At 33.5% G+C, this 25,909-nt stretch carries 22 protein-coding genes; 19 read left to right on the top strand and 3 right to left on the bottom strand.

The window, feature by feature from the left end; genetic code table 11:
• The first annotated feature begins 169 nt into the window (after nt 1-169).
• The 6 genes from EDC18_RS13355 (at nt 170) to EDC18_RS13380 (ending at nt 8,362) form a co-directional block, all read left to right on the top strand.
• Nucleotides 170-598, top strand: a complete 429-nt coding sequence (locus EDC18_RS13355) for a MarR family winged helix-turn-helix transcriptional regulator (RefSeq protein WP_132253944.1) — start codon at nt 170-172, stop codon at nt 596-598.
• A complete protein-coding gene (locus tag EDC18_RS13360; RefSeq protein ID WP_132253945.1) occupies nt 595-1,449 on the top strand; it encodes an SDR family oxidoreductase in 855 nt (284 codons plus the stop codon). The genes EDC18_RS13355 and EDC18_RS13360 overlap by 4 nt, the downstream gene beginning before the upstream one ends.
• Nucleotides 1,450-1,490: 41 nt before the next feature.
• On the top strand, nt 1,491-2,198 hold the full coding sequence (locus tag EDC18_RS13365; RefSeq protein WP_132253947.1) for an FAD-dependent oxidoreductase: 708 nt from the start codon (nt 1,491-1,493) through the stop codon (nt 2,196-2,198).
• Nucleotides 2,199-2,496: 298 nt separating this feature from the next.
• Nucleotides 2,497-4,518, top strand: a complete 2,022-nt coding sequence (locus tag EDC18_RS13370; RefSeq protein WP_132253948.1) for a methyl-accepting chemotaxis protein — start codon at nt 2,497-2,499, stop codon at nt 4,516-4,518.
• A 553-nt stretch (nt 4,519-5,071) separates the two neighbouring features.
• Nucleotides 5,072-6,283: an amidohydrolase gene (locus tag EDC18_RS13375; protein ID WP_132253950.1), complete on the top strand. Its 1,212-nt coding sequence runs from the start codon at nt 5,072-5,074 to the stop codon at nt 6,281-6,283.
• A gap of 441 nt (nt 6,284-6,724) precedes the next feature.
• Nucleotides 6,725-8,362, top strand: a complete 1,638-nt coding sequence (locus EDC18_RS13380; RefSeq protein WP_132253952.1) for a sensor domain-containing diguanylate cyclase — start codon at nt 6,725-6,727, stop codon at nt 8,360-8,362.
• 138 nt (nt 8,363-8,500) lie between these two features.
• Here EDC18_RS13380 and EDC18_RS13385 read toward each other — a convergent pair whose 3' ends face one another.
• The 3 genes from EDC18_RS13385 to EDC18_RS13395 are packed head-to-tail and all read right to left on the bottom strand — an operon-like array spanning nt 8,501 to nt 10,270.
• A complete protein-coding gene (locus EDC18_RS13385) occupies nt 8,501-9,301 on the bottom strand; it encodes an ABC transporter permease (protein ID WP_132253954.1) in 801 nt (266 codons plus the stop codon).
• Between the two features lies 1 nt (nt 9,302).
• The gene (locus tag EDC18_RS13390; RefSeq protein WP_132253956.1) at nt 9,303-9,941 is read right to left on the bottom strand and encodes an ABC transporter ATP-binding protein; all 639 of its coding nucleotides are present in this window, start codon (nt 9,939-9,941) and stop codon (nt 9,303-9,305) included.
• Nucleotides 9,942-9,961: 20 nt separating this feature from the next.
• Nucleotides 9,962-10,270, bottom strand: a complete 309-nt coding sequence (locus tag EDC18_RS13395) for a PadR family transcriptional regulator (protein WP_132253958.1) — start codon at nt 10,268-10,270, stop codon at nt 9,962-9,964.
• Between the two features lie 155 nt (nt 10,271-10,425).
• On the opposite strand from EDC18_RS13395, the gene chrA reads away from it, so the two are divergent.
• The 13 genes from chrA to EDC18_RS13460 all read left to right on the top strand — a co-directional run bounded on the left by chrA (nt 10,426) and on the right by EDC18_RS13460 (nt 25,608).
• On the top strand, nt 10,426-11,628 hold the full coding sequence (chrA, locus tag EDC18_RS13400; RefSeq protein WP_132253960.1) for a chromate efflux transporter: 1,203 nt from the start codon (nt 10,426-10,428) through the stop codon (nt 11,626-11,628).
• A 442-nt stretch (nt 11,629-12,070) separates the two neighbouring features.
• Complete coding sequence (locus tag EDC18_RS13405) at nt 12,071-12,991, top strand: ABC transporter ATP-binding protein (RefSeq protein WP_132253962.1); 921 nt, start codon at nt 12,071-12,073, stop codon at nt 12,989-12,991.
• Nucleotides 12,992-12,994: 3 nt separating this feature from the next.
• Nucleotides 12,995-13,831, top strand: coding sequence for an ABC transporter permease (locus tag EDC18_RS13410; RefSeq protein ID WP_132253964.1), 837 nt, complete (start codon nt 12,995-12,997; stop codon nt 13,829-13,831).
• Between the two features lie 72 nt (nt 13,832-13,903).
• On the top strand, nt 13,904-14,536 hold the full coding sequence (locus EDC18_RS13415; RefSeq protein WP_132253965.1) for a Vat family streptogramin A O-acetyltransferase: 633 nt from the start codon (nt 13,904-13,906) through the stop codon (nt 14,534-14,536).
• 152 nt (nt 14,537-14,688) lie between these two features.
• On the top strand, nt 14,689-15,285 hold the full coding sequence (locus EDC18_RS13420; protein WP_165878594.1) for a TetR/AcrR family transcriptional regulator: 597 nt from the start codon (nt 14,689-14,691) through the stop codon (nt 15,283-15,285).
• A gap of 56 nt (nt 15,286-15,341) precedes the next feature.
• Nucleotides 15,342-15,896 carry a flavodoxin domain-containing protein gene (locus tag EDC18_RS13425; RefSeq protein WP_132253967.1) on the top strand — a complete coding sequence of 185 codons (555 nt, stop codon included), beginning with the start codon at nt 15,342-15,344 and terminating at the stop codon, nt 15,894-15,896.
• 89 nt (nt 15,897-15,985) lie between these two features.
• On the top strand, nt 15,986-16,741 hold the full coding sequence (locus EDC18_RS13430; protein WP_132253969.1) for a transposase: 756 nt from the start codon (nt 15,986-15,988) through the stop codon (nt 16,739-16,741).
• 55 nt (nt 16,742-16,796) lie between these two features.
• Nucleotides 16,797-17,921 (top strand): radical SAM protein, encoded by a 1,125-nt coding sequence (locus EDC18_RS13435; RefSeq protein ID WP_132253971.1) that lies wholly within the window; start codon nt 16,797-16,799, stop codon nt 17,919-17,921.
• 526 nt (nt 17,922-18,447) lie between these two features.
• Complete coding sequence (locus EDC18_RS13440) at nt 18,448-19,278, top strand: ABC transporter ATP-binding protein (RefSeq protein ID WP_132253973.1); 831 nt, start codon at nt 18,448-18,450, stop codon at nt 19,276-19,278.
• Nucleotides 19,271-20,752: a hypothetical protein gene (locus tag EDC18_RS13445; RefSeq protein ID WP_132253975.1), complete on the top strand. Its 1,482-nt coding sequence runs from the start codon at nt 19,271-19,273 to the stop codon at nt 20,750-20,752. The genes EDC18_RS13440 and EDC18_RS13445 overlap by 8 nt, the downstream gene beginning before the upstream one ends.
• A complete protein-coding gene (locus EDC18_RS13450) occupies nt 20,749-21,117 on the top strand; it encodes a GntR family transcriptional regulator (protein ID WP_132253976.1) in 369 nt (122 codons plus the stop codon). The genes EDC18_RS13445 and EDC18_RS13450 overlap by 4 nt, the downstream gene beginning before the upstream one ends.
• A 527-nt stretch (nt 21,118-21,644) precedes the next feature.
• Nucleotides 21,645-24,296 carry a translation factor GTPase family protein gene (locus EDC18_RS13455; protein WP_132253992.1) on the top strand — a complete coding sequence of 884 codons (2,652 nt, stop codon included), beginning with the start codon at nt 21,645-21,647 and terminating at the stop codon, nt 24,294-24,296.
• A 172-nt stretch (nt 24,297-24,468) separates the two neighbouring features.
• A complete protein-coding gene (locus EDC18_RS13460) occupies nt 24,469-25,608 on the top strand; it encodes a CdaR family transcriptional regulator (protein WP_132253978.1) in 1,140 nt (379 codons plus the stop codon).
• Nucleotides 25,609-25,909 lie beyond the last annotated feature (301 nt).

A 25,909-nucleotide genomic window follows, 5' to 3' on the forward strand; every position in this document is an offset into this window, starting at 1 on the left:
GTCGGTACCTTCTTAATAAAACCGTTATTTGTTGTAATCAGACAAATAGCGGTTTTTTGTCTGTATTTCTGAATTTGATATACATAAAGAGGTTGACATGTAAGAATTTAAAACATATAATATAGTTAGTAAAACTAACTAACTACATACAAGAATCGGAGCTGATACAATGCAGGAAAATATCACCCTAGCAGCAGAAGAAATAGCTATGTTCTGTAGATTACATATGAACGTAAAAAAAGGATTGCCTATTAGATCTAGTGAGATGGGTGTGCTTATTTACATACAAAAGCAAAATGAAGCTGTTACGCCATTAATGATAAGCAATTTTTTTCAGATTGCTAAACCTTCCGTGACGACAATGGTTAATGAGCTAATTAAAAAGAATTATTTAACCAAAATGCCGTCGGCCACAGATGGGAGAAGTTATACTGTATCTATTACTGACAAAGGGCAAGAGCTAGTGGCATCAACACATTATGAATATTTTAAATCCATAGAACTACTTAAGGAGCAAATGGGAGTCGAGGATTTTGATACATTTCTTAGATTAATACAGAATGCAAATGAAATACTTAAGGGGGCTAAAAATCAATGAAAGTATTGATAACTGGAGCATCGGGGAATGTAGGAAGATATGTGGTAAAAGAGTTATTGAGTAAGGGGGAAACTGTAGTTGCAGCAGGAACTAATACTGAGAAATTAAAGAAAATTTTTGGAGAAACTGTTGATGTCGTTAACTTTGACTTTGCAGATGAAAAAACATATGAAAAAGCACTAGAAGAAGTAGATCGTGTATTTTTAATGAGGCCGCCCCATCTTGGGAAACCAGAGGATCTCTACCCTTTTATTGACGCTTTGAAATCGCATAATATAAAATTGGTTTCTTTCTTATCTTTAATGGGTGTTGAAAAGAATACCATACCGCCTCATCATAAGATTGAGAAATATATTGAAAAATTAGGTATTCCATATGCTCATATTAGGCCAGGATTTTTTATGCAAAATGTATCTGGGATTCACTCAGTAGAGATAAAAGAGAATAATGAAATATTTATTCCAGCTGGTAAGAGTAAATCAAGCTTTATTGATGCAGCAGACATTGGGCTATCAGTAGCAACATTGTTACATGAGTCAGAAAAATACAAAAACACAGCTCACACCATAACTGGAGCAGAGTCGTTAGATTATTATAACATAGCAAAAATTTTAAGCGAGGTTACTGGGAAGAAAATAATATATAAAAAACCTGGCTTTTTAAATTATAGAAGTTACTACATTAAGAAAAGGGGACTAGACAAAAATTATGTAAACGTAACCGTAGCCCTTTACTTTATGACGAGAATGGGGACTGCTAAAATGGTAACCAATGAGTTCTACCATCTTACAGGGCGAAAACCTCGAACTTTTCTCGAGTTTGCAAGTGAAAATGTTAATTGTTTCGTTTAGAAAAACCTTGTTATACCTAATTATGAAGGGGGAATCAGATTATGAATCTATTAAAAGACATTTTACCTATATTTAAAAAATATCAAATTACTTTTAAAGAAAAATATAGAGAAGTTGGTGACATTTATACCTTTATATTCGAATCAGAAGAACAAATTAATTGGAAGGCTGGTCAGCATGGGATATGCACAATAAATCATGTAAAGATTAATAAACCTACACGGGCTTTTAGTATAGCGTCCATACCATCTGAAGGACATATAAAGATTTCCATGAGAATAAGTGAAAATCCAAGTGAATATAAACAAGCGTTATTAAATCTTCAGCCAGGAATGAAAATATCCATGAGAGGGCCAATTGGATCCTTTTATACTGAAAATCAAAAACCACTATTGTTTATTGCGGGAGGCATAGGTATAACCCCTTATAGAGCTTTAATAAAAAATCTATTATTGAAATCTGTTCAAATGTCTAATGATGTTCAATTGCTTTACATGGACAGTCGAGAAGAGTTTATATATAGAGAGGAACTAGAGGAAGCTGGTAGATTATCCGCCATCAACACTAAGTATTTAAACAAACGTGAAGCTTTAAATGAAGAAATAGAAAAGTTTATAGCTAAGCATAATAATGAAGGGGAATACTTTATTGTTGGGACAAAATCTATGGTTAATCCCATAAAAGCTTTATTGAAAAGCAAAGGGATTAAGAAAAAGAATATAAAAAAAGATACATTTTTTGGCTACTAAAATATATAAAATAATCATTATAAGCTCAATTTGCAATGTAATTACTTGCTAATTGGGCTATTTTAAAGCATTTCTTTATTGGTAAAAATAGTAAAAATGAATTAAATACGACTTGAGACGTCATAATATGACAAAAGCGTTGCTAATCCACAAGGAAATGCTATAATATAGATATATATTATTTTGAAGTATGATAAAAGGTAAAAAGATGTGGTAACTGTTGTTTTATTGCAACCTTGTGACTGTAGCATAGAGAAAGGCATGTTACAAGGTTAATATGGAAAGGGTGAACGGTTGTATGAAGAGTATAAAGAATAAATTGATTATTTATTTTTCTGTTTTAATTTTGATTGCATCAGGCAGTATTGCTTTTATTTCTTTAAATACGGCTAGTGATGCAGTTATTAAAGAGGTAGAAGTGGCTTTAGAATCATTAGCACAAGAGGGAAGCAAGTTGATTAGTGCTAGGATAGATAATCATTATGTCTATATAGAAGGACTTTCAAATAGAGAATTAATGACCAGCAAAGAAAAATCTTTACAAGAAAAATTAACTTTTCTGAATCAAGTTGTTAAAGAAAGAGACGATTATATTAGAATGGGTATTGTTACACCTAATGGAATGCTTCATTTTACAGATTCTTTTCGAACTAACTCAACAGGGACAGATGTTAATAGTAGACAGTATTTTAATGATTCCATTAAGGGAGAAAGAGGGATACTACCGCCTACCATAAGTGTAAATCCATTGGATAATGAAGCAGTAGTAGTGGCCATATCAGTTCCAATATATCATAATAATGAAATTATAGGAGTTCTTGTAGGGGTTAAAGATGCAAATTTCTTAAATGCACTTTCAGATGATATGGGACTTGGTGAAAAAGGATTTGCTTATCTACTGAATCAAGAGGGAACGATTATTGCTTATCCTGACCGAAGCAAAGTTGCTAATCAGTTTAATCCTATAGTAGAACGACAAGAAGATTCATCTGTTGTATCATTGGGAAATGCAGTTGAAACAATGGTTGAGAAGAATCAAGGAACTATTTATTACCACTATGCAGGAGAGAATCTTTATGGGGGATATGCACCTATTAAAGGAACTAATTGGACCATGGTTATTACTGCCAATGAAGAAGAAGTTATGGCAGCAATCCCACAGATTAGAAATAATATTGCTTTAACCACATTAATTATTTTGATCATTAGTATTATTATTTGTTATTTGTTAGGGAATTCCATTGTTAATCCGGTTATTTCAATTATAAAATATGCTCAAAAAATTTCCAGTTTAAATATTACTGAAAATGTATCTAGTTCATTTATTAAAAGAAAAGACGAAATCGGCTCTTTAGGAATGGCACTTCAGACGATCACAGATAGTTTAAGACAGTTTATTAAACAAATAGCCGACACGGCGCATCAGGTAGCCGCTTCTTCTGAACAATTAACTTCTACAAGTCAACAGTCTGCAATTGCAGCGGATGAGGTAGCAAGAGCAATTGAAGAGATTGCATCTGGAGCTAATGACCAAGCAAAAGATACAGAAAAAGGCGTATACCATATGAATGAATTGGGGCAATTAATAGAGAATGATCAAATGTACGTTAAAGATTTAAATGTTTCAGTAGATGATGTTATTACATTAAAAGATGAAGGTTTAGAGATATTACTGGATTTAGTACAAAAAACAGAATTGAATAATCAGTCATCATCTCAAATAGAAGAGATTATTATACAGACCAATGAAAGTGCGGAAAAAATCGAAAAGGCAAGTATGATGATTAAAAACATTGCAGAACAGACTAATTTATTAGCATTAAATGCAGCTATAGAGGCTGCTAGAGCAGGAGAGAGCGGCAGAGGTTTTGCAGTTGTGGCAGATGAAATTAGAAAATTAGCAGAACAATCCAATACCTTTACAGGGGAGATCGATACTATAATTGGTGAATTAACGGATAAAACAGGGCAAGCAGTCCATACAATGCGCCAAGTTAGTGAGACTACAGCATTACAAACAAAAAGCGTAGAATTAACTAATACAAAATTTAAAGGAATTGACGAAGCCATTGAGAAAATGAAAAAAGTAATTCATGGCATTAATGAGTCAGGACAATCAATGGAAGAGAAAAGAGATCAAATTATAGGAGTTATTGAAAATCTCTCAGCAATATCAGAACAAAATGCAGCTGGAACTCAAGAAGCATCAGCATCTGTAGAAGAACAAACTGCCTCTATGGAAGAAATTGCCCATTCTAGTGAGCTTTTATCCCAATTAGCTGAAGAGATGCAAATAGGAATTTCTAAATTTAAATATTAAATAATATTAGACCTTCAAGGCAAACAATGTTAGTTTGCTATTGGAGGTCTTTTTACAAGACAAGGGCAAGACAAGGGGACGTTTCTGCTGTCTTTTTCAAGACAAGGGGACGCTTCTACTGTCTTGTTTATCAACACAACACGGCGATTCAGCTTAGAAATGGGACACAATGTATATAATATACAAGACAAGGGGACGTTTCTACTGTCTTGTTTATCAACACAAGACGACGATTCAGCTTAGAAATGGGACACAATGCAAAGACAAGGGGACGTTTCTACTGTCTTTTTTATCAACACAAGACGGCGATTCAGCTTAGAAATGGGACACAATGTATATAATAGAAGTTAAGCCAATATAATGTGAGATTTGACCTCGCCTGATATGGGCATTTTTTGAGATTTAAGAATAGAAAAGTTCTTTTTATTGCTAGTATTAGTAATTGCTTATTATAAAAGAATAACTACTTTAAATTATGGAAAAAATAACTAATTAAGGACAGCTAAAAATAATTCTATATTTGTGTATATTTAGTTAGAGAGGACAGTTATTTATGCAAAAAAAAGAAAATACGTTATTAATAAAAAACGGAAAAATATTAACTATGTCAGGCATTACCTATGATAGTGGAAGTGTATTAATAGAAGGCAATAAGATTGTAAAAGTTGCAGAATATATTGATGAAAGTAGCAACAAAATTTCAGAAATAATCGATGCAAGAAATTGCTGGGTTATGCCAGGAATTATAGAAGCCCATTGTCATATTGGGATTCAAGAGGAAAGAAAAGGTATTGAGGGAAATGACTGCAATGAAGTAGCCGAACCCATCACGCCGTATATCAAAGCTCTAGATGCAATTAATCCTATGGATTCTGCTTTTCATAATGCGTTAAGTTCAGGTATAACGAGTGTAATGGTGGGACCTGGAAGCTCAAATATAGTAGGTGGACAGTGGGTGTTTATGAAGACACACGGAAGATCAATAGATCAAATGGTTGTTCGGGAACCAGCTGCAATGAAAATTGCATTTGGAGAAAATGTAAAATCAAATTATAGCCAATATAATAGGATGCCAACAACTCGCATGTCTATTGCTGCGCTTTTAAGAGAAGAGCTATTTGAAGCTCAGCAGTATATTAAAGATAAAAAAAGTGCTGAGGAATCTAATAATAGCTATGACAAAGAATTTAGAAAAGAATGCTGGTTAGAGGTGTTCAATAAAAAAATTCCTTTGAAAGCACACGCCCATAGGGCAGATGATATTTTAACAGCAATACGAATAGCTAAAGAATTTGATTTGAGATTAACCATTGAACATTGTACTGAGGGACATTTAATTGCAAAGGAAATAAAGGAATCGGGATTTCCTGCAATTATTGGACCGACACTAGCATCAAGGAATAAAATAGAGACTCAATTCTCTGATTTCAAAACCGCAGGGATACTGCATAAGGAAGGGGTAAAAGTTGCTATTACCACTGATCATCCCGTTACAAGAATACAATATTTACCTATATGTGCAGGGTTTGCAGCAAAAGAAGGATTAGGTATAGAAGAAGGGCTCAAAGCAATCACAATAAATGCAGCAGAAATATGTAGCGTTTCCCATAGAGTTGGAAGTATCGAGGTAGGAAAAGATGCTGACATAGCAATTTTTGATGGAAACCCTATGGAAGTATTTACAAAAACTTTATACACTATAATTGATGGTGAAATTGTGTATAGTGAAAAAAATATAAATTCAAATCAGTGCCCCTCAAACTAAAGTTTGGGGATTTTTTTATTTCCGAAGACGACGGGACGCTTCTGTTGTCTGACTAAAGATGAGGGGACGTTTCTGTTGTCTGACTTAAATCTAATAATATACTACATTTGAGATAAATGGAAAGGCAAGGAAGAAGAATACAGTACAATAGGAAATTATCATAGAATACTTAGAGAAATAGACGAAAATATCTAAGAGTAAGTAGGGGTTAGTATAGGTCAATTAGGAAGACTTTTGGACTTGGTAAGATAATTGTTAAGATAGCTTTGAGGTGACACTTGAAACGTCCCCAAGTCTTCCCCAGTCTTCTACCCAAGTCTTCTAAACCTATGGATAATTTCAAGTGGATATTTAAATAGTCCTTTGTTATAATTGGAATATAAATAATGTGAAATACTGTGAAATATTGTGAAACAATATTAGTTAGAGAGGATAATAATTATGTCTATAAGTTTACGGACACGTTTTGCAATAACATTCGGAGCACTCATAATTGGATTGACAATCCTTCTCGGGATTTTGATAGGTCATAAAACAAGCTATGAGTTTAGAAATGAAATAGGTAATGCATTGTCTGAAACGGCATTCCAAATGGCAGATAAGTTAGATCAGTATATGTGGTCTCGATCTGGAGAAATTGAAATCTTAGCTGAATTAGAACCTTTGAAAGAGGGGACGGATATGATGGCTGTACAAACGCTATTGAATCAACTTCAGAAAAGTTTTCCTTCGTTTTCTTGGATAGGATTTACTGATAGTCAAGGAATTGTTCGAGCCGCTACTAATGGCATTTTAGTTGACCAAGATATCTCGCATCGGCCTGTATATCAAGAAGGTATAAAGGGTCACTTTATTGGGGATGTACACGATGCTGTACTGTTATCCAATTTGTTACCGAATCCTACTGGTGAGCCGATGAAATTTGTAGACATCAGTTTGCCTGTTTTTAATACGGCAGGAGAATATACTGGGGTGTTAGCAGCTCATTTAAGTTGGGAGTGGGCAAAAGAGATTGAGAACTCAATATTAAAACCCCTTGTTAATCGTAGACAAGTTGAATTGTTTGTAATAAGCGATATTGATGATACTATACTATTAGGACCATCAGAAATGATAGGACAGTCGTTAAAACTGGACAGCATTAATAATGCTCGCTTAGGGGATAATCATTGGAACATAGAAACATGGTATGATAATAAAGACTATCTTACTGGATTTGTACAAGCAGATGGATATATGAATTATCCTGGATTGGGTTGGGTTGTTCTAGTGAGACAGCCTGTAGGTATTGCCTATGCATCTGTAAAGAGTTTGCAAAATTTTATCTTTTTACTGGGAGGAGCATTATCAATTATATTCGCAGCATTAGGTTGGTTTATTGCTGGTAGAGTAGTGGAACCATTACAAGAAATTGCAGATGTTGCGAATAGGCTAAAAGTTGGCGATAAAGTAGCAATTCCTCAACATAAAGGTATTAAAGAGATAGAAATACTAGAGTCTTCACTGAGTCAGCTAATTGAAAGTCTTACTAAAACAGAGAGTGCTTTGGGAGAAATGGAAAGCTTAGCTCAGCACGACTCTTTGACAGGATTACCTAATAGGATCGCCCTTAATTATCATTTGGAGACAGCTATAAAAAAAGCTAAACAAAGTGGACTTACCTTAACTTTTCTTTATGTTGATTTAGATGGATTTAAGCAAGTAAATGATACTTTAGGCCATTATGTAGGTGACTTAGTGCTTCAAGAGGTGGCTAAACGACTTAAAATGAATATTCGAGATGATGAGATGGTAATAAGACTTGGGGGAGACGAGTTTTTAATGGTACTATATACTTCACTTAAGCATCCCATCGAAAATGCAACAGTTGTATCAGATCGTATTATTAAAGACTTAAATGAGCCGTTAAATTTGGACGGTAATAACGTGAAAATAGGATGTAGTATTGGAGGCGCAGTTTGGCCAATAAATCATACAGAAATTACAGAAATTATTGTATTAGCGGACGAAGCGCTATACGTATCCAAGAGAAATGGTAAAAACAGAGTTACTTTTAGTGATGTGAAAAAATCCATTTAATTAAAAATGGTTGAGAAAGATTTGAGGTGACAGTAGAAACGTCCCCAAGTCTTACCCAAGTCTTATTATTACCCAAGTCTTATTGAAAAATAACGTCCGTAGGCTAGAGTAGATATATAGCCTATGGACGTTATACATTTACATATTATCCCTATTATCACCAATAATTAATTGACTTTCTTGGTTAAAGAAGGTTTTATATCCTAATTGGACAAATATTATAACAGTCAAGGAAACACTTCCAAGAATACCAAGCATGATTGCTATCTGATATTCAATAGCAGTAACGGGCGATATACCAGACAGAATTTGTCCTGTCATCATTCCTGGCAAAAATACGATACCCATTCCCACCATAGAGTTAATGGTCGGAAGTATGGCAGAATCAAAAGCATTATCTACAATTTGCTTTGCGGCCATTTTAGGGGTTGCACCAAGCATTAATGCAGACTCAATAAGATGCCTTTCAGAATACATTCCATCTACAAGCCTTGTTACCCCAAGTGAAATGCCCGTCATGGAATTACCAATAAGCATTCCTGCGATGGGGATGAAGTATCTAGGATCATACCAAGGTGAAATATTGATAACAACAAGTAAGAAATAAATAAGGCTTGATAAAGTTCCAAATAACATAGATATAGCAATAATCTTTTTTAGGGATTTAGAAAGATTTGCTTTTATCCGCTTGTAAATATTATGGATAGCAAATACCTCCATGACGACTATTACTATAATTGTATTCAAAGGATTGATATTATTAAACAAATAAACAAGTACATAACCTGTTAGAACAAGTTGAACTGTCATTCTTATAGAAGAAATAAGTATTTCTTTTTCTCTTGAGATGCCCCTTGCCCTTACAATAAGCAACAGAATAACAACAAAAATATAAGCAGCTACCATTTGCCATAATTGAAGCTCTAATACGCCATCCATGTTATACCCCCTCCTCATTAATTACCATACCTTCTTTTATCTCAATTATTTCATCAGAGAATTCACTTGCTACTTTTTTAGAATGGGTGACCATAATAAGGGTTTTATTATTTTCTTTCGTATAATTCACTAGTGCTTCGATGATCATGTGCTCAGTCTCTTCATCAAGAGCAGAAGAAGGTTCGTCAAGTAGTAGTACTTCTGGTTTCATAAGAATTACTCTGCCAAGAGCGACCCTTTGCTTTTCTCCACCAGATAACTTTTCAGCATCTTGGTTTAATTCTTTATGTAGCTTTACCAATTTTAATACTTCATACAGCTCATTATCCGAGGGAAGTGGTTGTTCAGAAAACTTCAGTCCTATTAGTAGATTATCCTTGATACTCCCACTAAAAATAGCGGGGGATTGTGGAAGCATGACAATATCTCTTCTCAACTCTAATGAGTTTATGCCACTTAAGGGTTGATCATTATAAAAAATCTCTCCACTATCATAGCTAATTAATTTATTTAAAAGACGTAATAGTGTGGTTTTTCCACTTCCACTTTGACCTACCAAGCAAGTTACCTTATGTTTTTTTATAGTAAGGTTTTTAATATCCAAAATGTTTTTATACCGTACTTCCTTAAATGAAAACATAAAAATTCTCCTTTTTAATTTTAATCTCTAATTTCTTTAAATAATTCATAAGCTTTCCTTCGGGCTTCTTCTAAAACTTCATTCCCTAGTGTAGTTATCTGATAGTATTTTCTTATCTTACCGCCTATAGTTTTTTCCTCTTTTTCTAAAAGCCCTTTAGATTCCATGCTATGTAGTAAGGGATATAAGGTTCCGGGACTCATATCGTAGCCATGTTCTTTAAGTTCTTCGATCATCCAGGCACCATAGAAGGGGTCTTTTTTTGCATGATGAAGTATATGGATTTGTATAAAACCTAAGAAAAATTTTCTTAAAATTTGAGCTTGCATTTTTTTCACCTCTACTATATAATTTGGCTATAGATTTCGATATCAAGTTCCGATATCAAAGTTTGATACAATAATATCATAAAAGTCAATTCTTTACAAGAATTCTTGGTAGAAAATTCTAGTCATTTCAAATATAAGACATGGAGGAAGATTTTATGCTGAAAGGAGAAGAAAACTTGGAAAATCAAAAACAGATAAGATGGCGTACTTTTTTAAAAGATGTGTTCATTTGTTCTTTAGGAGCTTATGGAGGTCCTGAAGCTCATTATGGCGTTTTTACAGATCAAATGGTTACAAAGAAAGACTATTTAACTGAAGAAGAGTTGGTTGAGCTTATCGCTTTAACTGGTATTTTGCCCGGTCCGAGTAGTACCCAAACAATCGTAGCTATTGGACATAAAATTGGAGGGCCAGTGTTAGCATTTCTAACGATGCTGGTATGGGCATTACCTGTACTTACAGTTATGACATTACTTTCATTTTTAAGTCAATTTTTAGGGAACATGAACATATCTCAGGATGGATTACGTTACATTGGTCCAATGGCAGTAGGTTTCATCATTGTTGCTGCATACCGTATAGGACGTAAAGTAGTAAAGGATAAGATTACTTTTGGACTATTACTCTTTGGAGCTATAACCACTTACTTTATACGAGAAGCTTGGATTTTTCCATTGGTCCTGAGTATTGGCGGCGTGGTAAGTGTTATGACTTCAGGAGAGAAGAATTTATGGAATCGTGTAAAATTAAATCCACCTTGGGCATATTTGAGTGCATTTGGAATTTTTGCAATAGGAAGCCTTCTGCTTACTCTTATATGGGATAATAAAATTGTGCAATTATTTGAAAGTTTTTATCGCTATGGTTATTTGGTAATTGGTGGTGGACAAGTAGTAGTACCTCTTATGTATAGTGAATTAGTAGAAGTGACTCAGTATATGACAAATCAAGAATTTTTAACTGGATTCGGACTGGTACAGGGGCTGCCAGGGCCGATGTTTAGCTTTAGCGCATATGCAGGTGGAATGTCAGCTCGTGGAGGAAGTGCCTTGACTCAAGTAGTAGGTGCTATTACAGGGGGAATTGCAATATTTTTACCGGGGCTACTTTTAATCTACTTCATATATCCAATATGGGAAAACATAAAAAAAATTAAAGGAATAAAGGTTTCTTTAAAAGGCATCACTGCTGTTGCAGGTGGCTTAATTACTATAGCTGCGGTAATACTGATGCAAAGCAGTGGATTTGTGATTGATAATATTATCGTTATGCTACTTACGGTAGCTCTATTACTAACAAAAAAAGTTCCAGCACCGATTATTGTAGTATTGGCTATAGCTGCAGGATTTATTATTTAAAGAATTAGCAAGTAGAATTTAAAAAAAACTTTGGGGGCTGTCTCAGAATGATTTCTGTGATAAGCCCCTTTTTAACAGCTAAAAGACAAGACAAGGGAGGTTTTGGTTGTCTGATTTACATCTTAACCATATACTACAATTAAGGTGATAAATTATGGAAAATTAACGAAGAAAAAGAAGGTATGACTGGAATTTATTATAGAGTGCTAAGAGGTATTTAAAATACGAGAGGACTAGGGGGTAGTGTACGTCAGTTGGGGAGAATTTAAGACTTGGTTAGAAAATTGCTAAGAAAAAATTGAGGTGACAATAGAAACGTCCCCAAGTCTTCCTAGTTATAGTAATCCAAAAGGCTATACATAAAAGGAAATTTATGGTATAAATTATAGTAAAATTAATAGATGATATTATTACAAAAATGGCAAAAAAGGAGTGAATGCAAATGAATCCAATTATAGAAGTTAAAAATTTTACAAAAAAATACGGCGACTTTATAGCGGTTAATAATATATCCTTTGAAGTGGAAGAAGGAAGTATTTTTGCTTTTCTAGGACCAAATGGCGCAGGAAAAAGTACAACGATTAATACATTATGTACTATTTTCGAAAAAACCTCAGGGACTCTTTTAATTGATGGAAAAGATATTACAGAACAAAAAAGTGAAGCCAGAGCAGCAATAGGCGTTGTCTTTCAAGAGTCTACATTAGATGTGAAAATGACTATAGAAGAAAATTTGAAAATGCATTGTGTTTTTTATAATATACCTAAAAAAGAAGTGGAAGAGCGTATACAATTTGTTCTAAAATTAGTAGATCTATTAGATGAAAGGAAAAAAATCGTTGGTGCTTTGTCTGGCGGCATGAAAAGACGTGTGGAGATTGCCAGGGGATTAATTCATTACCCCAAGGTGTTGTTCTTAGATGAGCCAACAACAGGACTTGATCCCCAAACAAGAGCGCACATATGGGAATACATATTAAAACTTCAGAAAGAAAGAAACATTACAATCTTTCTTACAACCCACTATATGGAAGAAGCAGAAATATGCCATAAGGTAGCAATCATTGATGGTGGTGTTATTGTAGCATATGATACGCCTTATGCTTTGAAAAAAAAGCATACTAAAGATAAAGCTTATATCACAACAAAAGAGCCAATGGCCCTTGAAAATGTATTAAGCCAGTATTCTTTAAGTTATATTAAAAAAGAAGGGTATTACAGAGTGGAAGTAGAATATTTAGAACCTTTGTTAGAAGTACTCAGCCAACATAAAGAACATATTACCAATATAGAAATAAAAAAAGGCACTTTTAATGATGTCTTTTTAGAGATAACAGGTAAGACCATACGAGAGGAGGCTTAAATCTTGAATACAGTAATTGCATTATGGATTAGAGGCTTAAAAGCCTTTGTAAGAAATAAAACAGGATTGATTTTTTCATTGGTATTTCCATTTTTCTTTGTGTATGTATTTGGAGCAATTTTTAAGACAGACTTTATTGAGAATCCTATAGCCTATATGCTATCAGGGGTCATTATAGTAACGGTATTTGAAAGTGCTCTTAGTTTAGCATCAGGAACAGTGGATGATATGGTTAGTGGATTTATGAAAGAAGTGTTGGTTTCACCTACAAAAAGAATTGCTGTTGCAATGGGACAATTGCTTTCAGCGGCAACTGTATCAACAGTACAAGGGATTATGATATTGATTGTAGGTTTATTTATTGGCATTGAGTTTACTTCTTGGATAACCCCATTATATGTTCTTTTATCAATGATTTGCATTGGAATCGTTTTTTCTGGTGTTGGGCTATATATGGCCACAAAAGTTCGAAATGGTCAAACGTTCCAAATTATTAAGGCTGCAGTGACAATGCCACTTACATTTCTTTCAGGGGCCTATATTCCTTTATCCATGTTGCCAGGTACCCTTAGATATGTTGCATATCTAAATCCAATGACCTATGCCACTGCATTTTTTCGTATGATTGTATTAGAAAAAACCCATTTATCAATAGAAGAATTGGTAAGAGAAGAATTGGTTGTACAAATAAATGGTTTTGTTGTAACACCCTTTTTGACATTTGTTATTATTGTTTGTATTGGACTAATTTTTTTAACCCTATCAACGATCTCTTTTACCAAAACAGATTTTTCTAGAGTTAGCAGAAGTGATACAGATGCCAATAGCTTATGGGGATAACATTAAAAGTTAAAAGGAAGATGGTTAAATGAACCACCTTCCTTTTTAAGAATTAGAAAGGAGAATAACTCTATGCCTGGGCCAGATAAGAAAAAATTATATCCAAATGAAAATATAAGGACAGTTTGCTTTATAAGTAATTTACCTAAAAGACCTAATGTTGAAATTGGAGATTACACCTATTATAGTGATAATAAAAAATCTCCCGAGAGATTTTACGAAAACATAGAGCATCATTATGAATTCTTAGGAGATAAGTTGATAATAGGAAAATTCTGCGCTATTGCTGAGGGAATAAAGTTTGTTATGAATGGAGCCAACCACAAAATGGATGGTATTACAACCTACCCTTTTAATATCTTTGGTGGTGGTTGGGAAAAGGTTACTCCAACAGTAGAAGATTTACCATTTAAGGGTGATACAGTAATTGGTAATGATGTATGGATAGGCCAAAATGTTACTATCATGCCAGGGATTAAAGTAGGGGATGGTGCCATTATTGCAGCCAATTCAACTGTAGTAAAAAATATTGAGCCCTATAGTATTTATGGAGGAAACCCAGCTAAATTTATCAAAAAGCGTTTTGATGATGAAAAGATAGCATTTTTGTTAAAGATACAATGGTGGGATTGGGATGAAAGTAGAATTTTTGATAACCTTGAACTATTAGTATCAGGGGATGGGCTGGAACAATTAATGAGTTAAAAATTTGCGATCCTATTAGATAAAGATAGAAAGGCCCTCAGACTAAGGTTTGAGGGCCTTTCTATCCATTGTAGTGACAATCTAATTATATTGACAATAAAATAATATTATAGTATTATATTACCAATGGTAATTAAAGTGAGGTTGAAAATGTGAAGACAAGAAAAAAACAAATAGATAAAGATTTAATAATAGAGACTACGTTGGCTTTAATAGAAAAAAATGAAGGATTAAAGGATGTTAATTTAAGGGGCATTGCTAAAGCAATTGGATGTGCTCATACCAATCTATATAATTATTTTCAAAGCTTTAATGAAATTATTTGGGAGGCATTGGGTCGTGTTATTTTAAAAATGATTGCATATGTGGAAACTAATGTAGGTTCTGAAATAGAAGACGATGAAAAGATATTTATGCTTTTTGCTTCGGTAATAGACTTTTCGATGGATCATCCCGGTTGGTTTAGATTAATGTGGCTGGAAGAAATAGATGGAGAACCACCTAATGAAGTAATACAAATACTATCTATGCCTGGTGAGGGGTTAAAGGGTGCACTAATGAAAGCAAGTGGTAACAAACTTACCGAGGAGAGGGCCATAATAATTGAAGACATATTATACACTTATATTCACGGAGAACTATGTAAATGGATTAATAATCGTAGTTTTACAAATAACCCACAAGAAACTAAAGAAAAGTGGTTGTCTAATCTTAAGGAATTATATAGTTTGCTAATGGATAGAGGATAAAAAAGAATATAAAAGTAAAGGTAAAGTGTTTATTAATATGAAAAGGAGAGATTATTATGGCATCAATACTACTCATATACAAATCAAAAACAGGGTTTACAAAAAAATATGTGGATTGGATTACTGAATCCATTACTTGTGAGACAATATCATTGGAACAAATAGAAAGTGTAGATATTAATAATTATGACATTATTATTTATGGTGCAGGTATGCATGCTAGCCGAATACAAGGAATCAAGAAATTTAAAGATAAAGTAATGGATTTAGAAAATAAAAAAATAGTTGTTTTTATAACAGGGGCATCACCTTGTGAAGAAGAAATTGTCTCAGAAGTAAAAAAGAACAACTTTTCAGCAGATGAATTAGGTAAAATAAAGATTTTCTATTTTCAAAGTGGATTAAACTACGAAAAAATGGGATTTGGTGATAAAAGCATAATGAAAATTTATAGCACAGTGTTAAAATTTAAAAATAACAAGTCAGATATAGAAGAAGGAGCGAGTAAAGCTATTTTAGAATCATATGATTATTCTAGCAAAGAATATATTAAGCCTATGGTTGAATACTTAAATGAACTTATTAATAATATTATAACTGAAAAGGTTTAGATATGGTTAGAGTAGTTAAAAAAGACAAGGGGACGTTTCTGTTGTCTTCTCTAATAATCAATGGTATACTACACTAGAGGTGATAAAATATGCCAAGGCAAGCAAGAAAACGAAGTGGGACAGGAATTTATCATATCATGCTAAGAGGTATCGATAAAAGAAATATATTTCTTGATGATGAGGACAGAAATATATTCATAGAGAAAATAAAAAAGGCAAAAGAAAAAGCAAACTTCGAAATTTATGCTTATTGCCTAATGGACAATCATATTCATTTACTGATAATGGAAAGTGAAGATATTGGAACTAGTATTAAAAGAATAACCGTTGGGTATGTGACATGGCATAATAATAAATATGGAAGAACAGGGCACTTATTTCAAAATAGATATAACAGCGAAGTAGTTGAATCGGAGTCCTATTTACTTACAGTTTTAAGATACATTCATCAAAATCCTGTAAAGGCAAGAATGGTAGATAAAGCGGAGCAGTATATATGGAGTAGCTATAAAGAATATGAATTGGTTTACCAACAAAAAGAAACATTCATAAATGATAGAGTAGTTAAGAACTACTTTAAAAAGATATGTGATTTTAAAGTCTATATAAACGAAAAAAATAATGATCAGTGTATGGATTATCATGATAAAATAAAATACACAGATAATCAACTAAAAGGTAAATTAGATCAAGAAGGTATAATAGAGAAAATAAAAGAAGAAGTTGATATAGATGTAAGAAACGAAATTATAAAAGAAATATATGAGGAACTTGGGGTTAGTATACGTCAATTGGGGAGAGTTTTAGGACTTGGTAAGGCAATTGTAGAGAAAGCTTTGAGGTGACATTAGAAACGTCCCTAAGTCTTGTTGTTGGGGATTCATTAGAGGAGGACATATTATGAAAATTTCAAAGAAAGATGCATTGATGTGGTTTGAATTTTTTTCGATTTTATCAGAGGATGAGGAAATTATGGTAAAGCAACAAGAAATCATTTACTCTACCTTTGCACAAATTGAGGCAGCCATAGATCATAGAAATGACACATTAATGTCGGAAATTAAAAGTTTAAAAACATTGGAGAATAGAACTATTTATGTGGGGAATGAAAGCAAATTCCCTAAAGGATGTTCTTCTTGTCTTTTGGGAAGCGGCTTGAGTGCAATTAGGAAAACCAACAAATGTAACATAGAGTGTAAGTTCTGTTATAATTATGGAGGACTAGATGATATTCCTCCAGTTGGCGAAGGTATGTGGGAAATAGGAGGAACAAAATTTTATGAGAAAGATATTGATTTACTTCTTTCGATCTACCAGAAACCCACTGGCATTTCCTATGTTTATTTAGAGCCATTCATGGAAATTGAGAAATATTATTCGGTAATAAAGAAATTTAGTGATGCAGGGATTCATCAACATCTATATACAAATGGCACACTAGCAACGGAAGAGACTTTGAAAGCATTAGGTGAAGCCGGCCTTAATGAGATACGATTCAATCTGGGTGCGGCTAATTGTTCTGACAAAGTCATTAAAAATATCGCCATAGCTAAAAAATATATAAAAAATGTAGGTATTGAAACGCCAATGACACCTGAATTTTTCCAGGCTTTTTTTAAGAAAAAAGAAAAAATTTTAGCTACAAAACTGGATTTTATCAATTGTGCAGAATTACATTTAAATGAGAATAACATAGATAATTATCGTGGGGAAAACATGTATATTTCCAGACATGGCTATATATCTCCAACTTGGAGTAGGGAATTAACCCTGAAATTCATGAAAATAGCTGATGAGGAAAATTGGGATATAGCAGTTCATGATTGCTCAAACCATACAAAATTTGCGAGAAGTTTGAATTTGAGCAGTAAAGAGGGTAAATGGTTCGGAGCCAGTAATTATGCCTGTGAGTTTTCCAAGATACCATACCAAGTATTTTTGCCAATACTTCGTGATGAGAATTTTAAATTTTTAAGTGAAGAAGAATTGCCTGACGGCTATAAAGCAGGGGAAATGATTTTTTAGATACCCCATAGAAATAAGGGTTTAACATGCTAAACTTAACAGCTTCAGTAGTCCTCTGCATTCCTAGTGTTATATAGGAATATAACCATTGTGATAAGGTAGGGGGTGGAGTTACTATCAACGATATTGACTATGTCAATAGTAGTGGCCATCCACCTAGAATAGTGGGTTTTGTTTTAGAAGGAGAAGTTGAGCTTACGGGAGAGCTTTTTTATAGTGAATACTTTGGGAGCATAGCCCTATCCATTACTGATAATAGTATTTTTCCTTAAAGCCATTAACGACTTAAAGTTGCAACGGGGTAAATAATGTATACTCCCTTTGTAGTAGACTGTTAAAAAAATATAACGGTTTACTATGAGGGGAGTTTTGTTATAACCAGAAAGTATAAGGAATTATATGAAATTAAGAGCAGTTGTTGAAGATTATGTCATACTATTTTAGTTTTAAAAACAATTGACAGAAAAAAATCAAACTGTTATACTGTTATAGATGTATATAACAGTATAACAAGGAGGAAAATAGTATGATTCAATGTAAAAATTTAACTTTCGGGTACAAAAAACAGCCGGTATATGATAACTTTAACTGGAATTTAACATCAGGAAGCATCTGTGGCCTTCTTGGTCCAAATGGTGCAGGTAAAACAACATTGTTTAAAATTTTAACAGGATTGATGTTTCAGAGGGGGGGAGAAGTTTCTGTACTAGGTCATAATCCTAATAAGCGGGAAGAAAATTTTTATAAAAAATTGACGTATGTTGCGGAGGAACTTCCTTGCCCAAATATGAGCCCAAGGGAGTATGCAAGTATATGTGGACCACTATATCCAAATTTTTCTATAGAACGATTTGAGGAGCTTTGCCAAAGCTTTGAAGTTAATGAGAATAAGGATTTTTCAAATTATAGTGCCGGGGACCTTAGAAAGGCATGGCTATCGATTACTCTTTCCTGTAGAACAGAACTTATTCTTCTAGATGAGCCGTCTAAGGGTCTTGATATAAATGCGCAGACTGTTTTACGAAAGGTTCTTGCTGAAACTGCTGCCGATGGGTCCACTATTATACTCTCCACCCATCATGTGCGAGAGGTAGAAGGTCTTTTAGATTATATAACTATAATTGACAGAGGGGGACATTTACGTCTTAATGCGGGGATAGAGAACCTATATAAGGAATATAGCTTAATACACAGCTTAACGAAAGAGCAGATTCCTACTGAATCCCTGGCATACCAAAGAAGGGCTACGGGATGGACGGCCCTGTTAAAAGAACCTTCAAATTCGCCACAGGATATTCCTTTAGAACTTTTGTTTACTGGTCTTTGTGGAAAGAAAAAGGAGGTTTCAAATGAATAGAAAACGAAGTTTGAAAGTAAAGGAGATTTTTTCTTTTTTAGAGGTTGGCATTTTTTATTGGAGACTACTTATTCTTCCTTTTGCAGGAGTATTTCTTTTTGTTGTAAGTTTTAGTATAAGTGAAAATATTACTTTTGGAAAGGGTGTTCTATCCTTTAGTGCAACTTTTTATACCTTATTTCTTCTTATCTTAGGGGGATGGATTGGTTCTTTTGTTAGGGACAAAATTATTAATCGAAATGTCATAGATTTGATTCTATTATGGCCACTTAACAAAAGAAAAAAGTTATTTTGGATACAATTAAGAAGTACTTGGATACCAGCAATTTTACTGATTTTAGGTGCAATGATAGGTGGCTATTTTTTAGAACCCAGTGCCCTAGGAATGCTTCTTAACTCTCTTCCTTACGGTTTGGCATTAGCATTTTTCCTAAGTGTTCTTATTTGGAAGGGATCTTATGATGTTACAGAGGTTGGAGATTTTGTTGGAAAAGTAAGTTATCGAGAGGAGATAGGTTTGTCTTTACTAACCACTTTTCTATGTTTTAGTCCTATACTCCTTGAGCTTTTACCTTTTTATGTGCAGAATATGGTAAGTATTGGATTGCTGCTTATAGGATTCGTTTATAGAAAATCTTCAAAACACGAGATCCAAATAGGAGGTGGAGAGTGTAATCAAAGTAAATCCCCAGAAAACGGGAAACCTCAGGATCTTAGTTTCTTAAAATCCATCAAAAACCCAATGTTTCGTTATTTTTATTATCTTGAATGGGACTATATTAAAAAGCCTATAAAATCCTACTTAATTAATATAGCTGCAGTTTCTTTTATTGTCCTTATATACTACGCCTATACGGGATTGTTTTCATCAAATAACGATATATCTAACTTTCACAGGTCGTTATTTATTAGCTTATTAGTAAGTTATACTTCTGTGTTTATGCATCAAGGTGAGCAAATGATGAATAATGAAATGAAAATACTTCTTCCATTGTCTCCAATTAAAAAAGCAATTACTCATCTTCTTAACCGGATTCTTCGACCAACAGCATATGCTTTTTTAAATATAATAGGAGTGGTCCTGATAATTGGTCTTTCACACCGAGGATTATCTTTAATAATTCAACAACCCTATTTGCCTTATGGAAGCCTGATTTTAGAAATATTTATGTATACTTTGATGTTGTTACCTCTATCCATTGCTGCCTTTAGTTTGTTAGATTTTATATTAAAAGGGCTAATGGTTGTTATGCAAGGTTTAGGTTTTTTTAAGGTCTGTTCTTTGTTGAACAGAGGTACCTTCTTCTTTTATTTTTTCCCCTTGCTCTTCTTAGTTGTAATGAGAGGCGAAGAGTTACCAAGAATTGAAATTTTTATAAGACATTCAGCTATCCCACTTTATCTAGGAGTATTCGTCCTTAGTCAAATGGGCCTTTACTGGACAATGAAAAAGATCCAGGTGATCTCATCATGAAGCAAGAGTTTAGAGAAGGTATCACCATCTATAGTCAGATTGTTTCTAACATCGAGAATGCTATCCTTGAAGGAGAATTAAAGCCTGAAGAACGCCTTTCTTCTCTTCGAGAGAGCGCCGTGGAGATGGAGGTCAATATTAATACCATTATGCGGGCTTATAATCTACTAGAAGAGGAGGGGATCCTAAGGAAAAAAAGAGGTCTTGGTTTTTTTGTGAGTGAAGATGCCCTGAAAATCATCCAAAAAAAGCGACGAGAAGCATTCTATCAAAACACAGTCCCAGAACTTTCTAAAACCCTAGAACGATTGGGAATCAATGTGGACGACTTAATAGAGGCATTAAAGAAAGAAGGAACAAGCTAATATATGCTAATAAGTTTTGGAAAAAACATTTTACTTCATTGTTACATGAAGAGTTCGGAAAATAAGATATTTCCCCTCAGACTAGATTTTAACGGTTTGAGGGGTTTTTAGATCCAAGGGGTCCAACTATTACGCATATATGAAAAAATAATAACCAGTGTATGGATTATTATGATAGAAGATATAAGCAGCTAATGAAAGGAAGAAGGCATAATAATAAAAAGGTGACACTAGAAACGTCCCCAAGTCTTATTTAATATTCATCATTAGATGTAAGACAAACAGTTTTATAACTTCCTCAGACTAGGCTTTGAGGGAGTTTTTTGTTTGTCAAATCCTCTAAAAGCTGATATCATAATAAGGAAAGTGTCATACAAGCTAATGGGGCTGTATGTTGGCCATTGACCAGCCTATGCCTCTTAATGCGCAAGAGCCACAAGCTTTGTTGAAAGCAGTATTCTCTAATCCTTCCAAGCAAGTTTGACAATACTACTTTAAAATAAATAATAAAGGATTAAATATAGATGATGAAAAAATTAGTTATTGGGATATTAGCCCATGTAGATGCAGGTAAAACAACATTATCAGAGAGTTTGCTTTATCTGAGTGGGAAAATAGGAGAATTAGGTAGAGTGGATAAAAAGAATGCCTATCTAGACAATTATGAACTAGAAAGGGCAAGGGGAATCACTATTTTCTCTAAGCAAGCCATATTTGAAATTGATAGCACTCAGATTACTTTATTGGATACCCCAGGTCATGTGGATTTTTCCGCTGAAATGGAGAGAACACTTCAGGTACTGGATTATGCCATTTTAGTTATAAGTGGTGCTGATGGCGTGCAAGGCCATACCAAAACATTATGGCGATTGCTTCATATGTATCAGATACCTGTTTTTTTATTTGTTAATAAAATGGATCAATACGGAGTAGATAAAAATAAACTTATAAATGAAATAAAAAAGCAGTTAGATGATGGCTGCATTGATTTTGGACAAGCTAAGACAGATGACTTTTATGAAGAACTGGCTATATGTGATGAACTAATGATGGAAACTTATTTAGAAAAAGGGCATATTCAAACTGAGTCTATTAAAAAAGCCATCAAAGAGCGGAAAGTATTTCCCTGTTTCTACGGTTCCGCATTAAAATTAGAGGGTATTGAAACATTTATGGAAGGGATCGCTCAGTATACAATGATACCTTGTTATCCTAATGAATTTGGGGCTAAAATATTCAAGATTACAAGAGATGAACAAGGAAATAGGGTTACACACCTAAAACTTACAGGGGGAAGTCTTAAGGTAAAAGATCTCTTAACACTTAGTGATTGGCAAGAAAAGGTGAACCAAATAAGGATATATTCTGGTGAGAAATTTGAAACTATAAGTGGTATAGATGCAGGTGCGATTTGTGCAGTAACAGGACTCACAAAAACTAAGCCGGGAGAAGGTTTAGGGATAGAGAAAGCTTCAGAGAAACCAATATTAGAGCCTGTACTCTCCTACCAAATTATACTACCAGAGGGATTAGACCCAAGGGCAATGCTACCAAAGTTACGTGAGCTTGAAGAAGAAGAGCCAGAGCTTCAGATTGTCTGGGATGAGCAACTTCAAGAAATTCAGGTACAGATTATGGGAGAAGTACAGATAGAGATTTTGCAAAGTCTGATACAAAGTCGTTTTGGTGTAGAAGTGTTTTTTGATGACGGCAGAATTGTCTATAAAGAGACCATTGCCAATGTCGTTGAGGGGGTAGGACATTTTGAACCTTTAAGACATTATGCAGAGGTACATCTTTTGTTAGAACCGGGTAAACCAGGAAGTGGACTGAAGTTTGATACAATATGTAGTGAGGATATACTGGGTAAAAGTTGGCAAAGACTTGTTCTAAGTCATTTAGAAGAAAAAAAACATAAAGGTGTTCTGACAGGATCAGCAATCACAGATATGAAAATTACTTTAGTCTCAGGCAAAGCACATAACAAGCATACACAAGGTGGTGACTTTAGGGAAGCCACTTATCGTGCAGTACGTCAAGGCTTAAAGGAAGCTGAGTCTATAGTGTTGGAGCCTTATTATGCTTTTCAACTTGAATTACCTGAAAAAATGGTTGGAAAAGCTATGAATGACATTGAAACGATGCGCGGTACCAGCCAAATAACTCAGTTAGATGGAGAAATGGCAATTTTAGTGGGAAGTGCACCTGTTATAACCATGAGGAATTACCATAAAGAAGTAACTTCCTATACAAAAGGCCTTGGTAGGCTATTTTGCAACTTAAAGGGTTATGAACCATGCCATAATGCTGAAGAAGTTATTGAATCTATTGGTTATGATTCAGAAAGAGATCCAGAAAATCCAACAGGGTCTGTTTTTTGTTCACATGGCGCAGGATTTTCGGTGGATTGGAGTGAAGTTAAGGACTATATGCATGTAGAAAGCTTTCTTCAGAAAACAGATGAGTCTTCAGAACCAAAAACCATAATTCAAAAAGAAGAACCTTCACACTCAGAAGAAAGGCACATTAGTTTAGAAGAAATAGATCACATAATGAATAAAACTTTCTACGCCAATCAAGGTACCAAATCCGATTGGAAAAAAAGTAAAACAGCCAAAGAAAGTTATTTTAAGCCTGTTGAGTATACTAAAAAACAAGAAATAAAAGAAGAGTATCTACTTGTGGACGGCTATAATATTATCTATGCTTGGACTGAGTTGAAAGAGTTAGCTGATGAAAATATGGATGCTGCCAGAATGAAACTTCTAGATGTATTGAGTAACTATCAAGGGATTAAAAAATGCCATGTGATCGTTGTATTTGATGCATATCGTGTCCAAGGTCATCGTGAAGAAAGTATTAAATATCATAATATCCACATGATTTTTACAAAGGAAGCACAAACGGCTGATGAGTATATAGAAAAATTCGCTTATAATAATAAGAAAAAATACAAAGTAGTAGTTGCAACATCAGATGGGTTGCAACAAATAATTGTAAGGGGAGCGGGAGGTTCTCTCTTATCTGCAAGAGACCTCAAGGCTGAAATTGAAAAGACCAATGAAATAATTAGGCAGACCCATAAGGAAATGAACTCTCAAAGGAATCATATAATGGATGCCTTGTCTCCGGAAATAAAAAAGCAGATGGAAGAAATGGCTGATAAAAATCAAGAGTGAAGTATAGGTTAGAAATTGATAGATATAATAAAATTCGTCTTTAGTCTGATAGGAGGCTTTGCCGCCTTTTTGTGAACAAATTGATAACATTTATTTATCTATAGGATTTGCGTTTTGGGATTTATTGATTTGTAGTATAATAATACAAGCATGTTTTTATAGGGGGTTTTTTATGGCAATCTTAAGTCCATCATTATCGCAAAAATTTATAGATAAAACGGCAACGTATTTTGAATATAATATTAATATAATGAATGAAAAAGGCATTATTATAGCAAGCAAAGATACAGAAAGAATAGGAGATTTCCACGAAGTAGCCTACAATATGTTAAATGGTATATTAGATTCAGGAGTCGTAAAAGAAGAAGAAAAATATCTAGGAACAAAACTAGGCGTAAATTTATTTATAGATTATAAAGGGAAGCATGTTGGCGTTATTGGTATCTCAGGAGCTCCAGAGTCTGTTCAAGTATTTGCTGAAATGCTAAAAACATTTATAGAAGCTATGCTTGAATACGAAGTTCATATGGAAGGTGAACGTCGAAAAAGAGATAAATCTGAACAATTCTTATACTATCTCTTATTTGCAGAGAATGTAGATGTAACGGAACTCCATAGTATGGCAGATGACCTTGGAATAAATAAAGACATATTAAGAGTTTGTATTATTGTAAAAAATGATTCAGAATTATCTCCTAAAAAAATAATACAAACCATAACAGATTCAAAAGGGTACTCTCATCAAGATATAATAACAGTAGCTAGAAATAATGATATTATTTTATATAAAACCATAAACATGAAAAAAAAGGAAGCGATAAAAAATTACAAATACTTTATGGAAGAATTCATAAATGAAATTTTAACTCAGGGTTCGATTAAAACATTTGAGAAAAAAATAAGTTTTTACATTGGTTCTTTACAAGAAGATATTGGTAAATATAGAGGGTCGTATATACATGCCCAACATATGACTATGAAAATAAAAAATAAATCAGGTACCTACTATTTTAATGATTATATTGGGGATTACTATAGAGATATAGTGACTTTAAAGGTTTATAATGATATATACAGCGTATATGATACAGTTTTTACGAAAGAAGAGAAGAAACAAATCACAGAAACAGTAGAGACTCTTAAGAAGAACAATTACAATATAGTGAACAGTTCCAAAGACCTTTTTGTACATCGGAATACATTATTATTTAGAATTAACAAATTAAAAGATATACTTAATATAGATCCTATTGCAAATGCAGCAGATAGAGAATTTCTTAATGAACTGGCTTATTACTTTGGTTCTAAATAAAACAACTATACGAAAAAACATTAACTAAATAGTAGAATTAATCAAGATGGTTGTACATAAGGTACAACCATCTTCTTTTTTTTAGTATAGTAAGAACATATTTAATAAACTCTAAATACTGTATAATGAAATTAATCAATAATTACACATTAATACAATATTAAATTGAAAACAATAATAACATAATAATATTTACTGAAAAGTCTGTCAAGAAATCAGTACCTGTACTATATCACATTGATTTAAGGCTCTAAGCTTTGAATATATTTATTTGCGTTACTAATTAACAGGAGGATGGTAT

It is taken from the genome of Natranaerovirga pectinivora, from assembly GCF_004342165.1.
Lineage (GTDB): Bacteria > Bacillota > Clostridia > Lachnospirales > DSM-24629 > Natranaerovirga > Natranaerovirga pectinivora.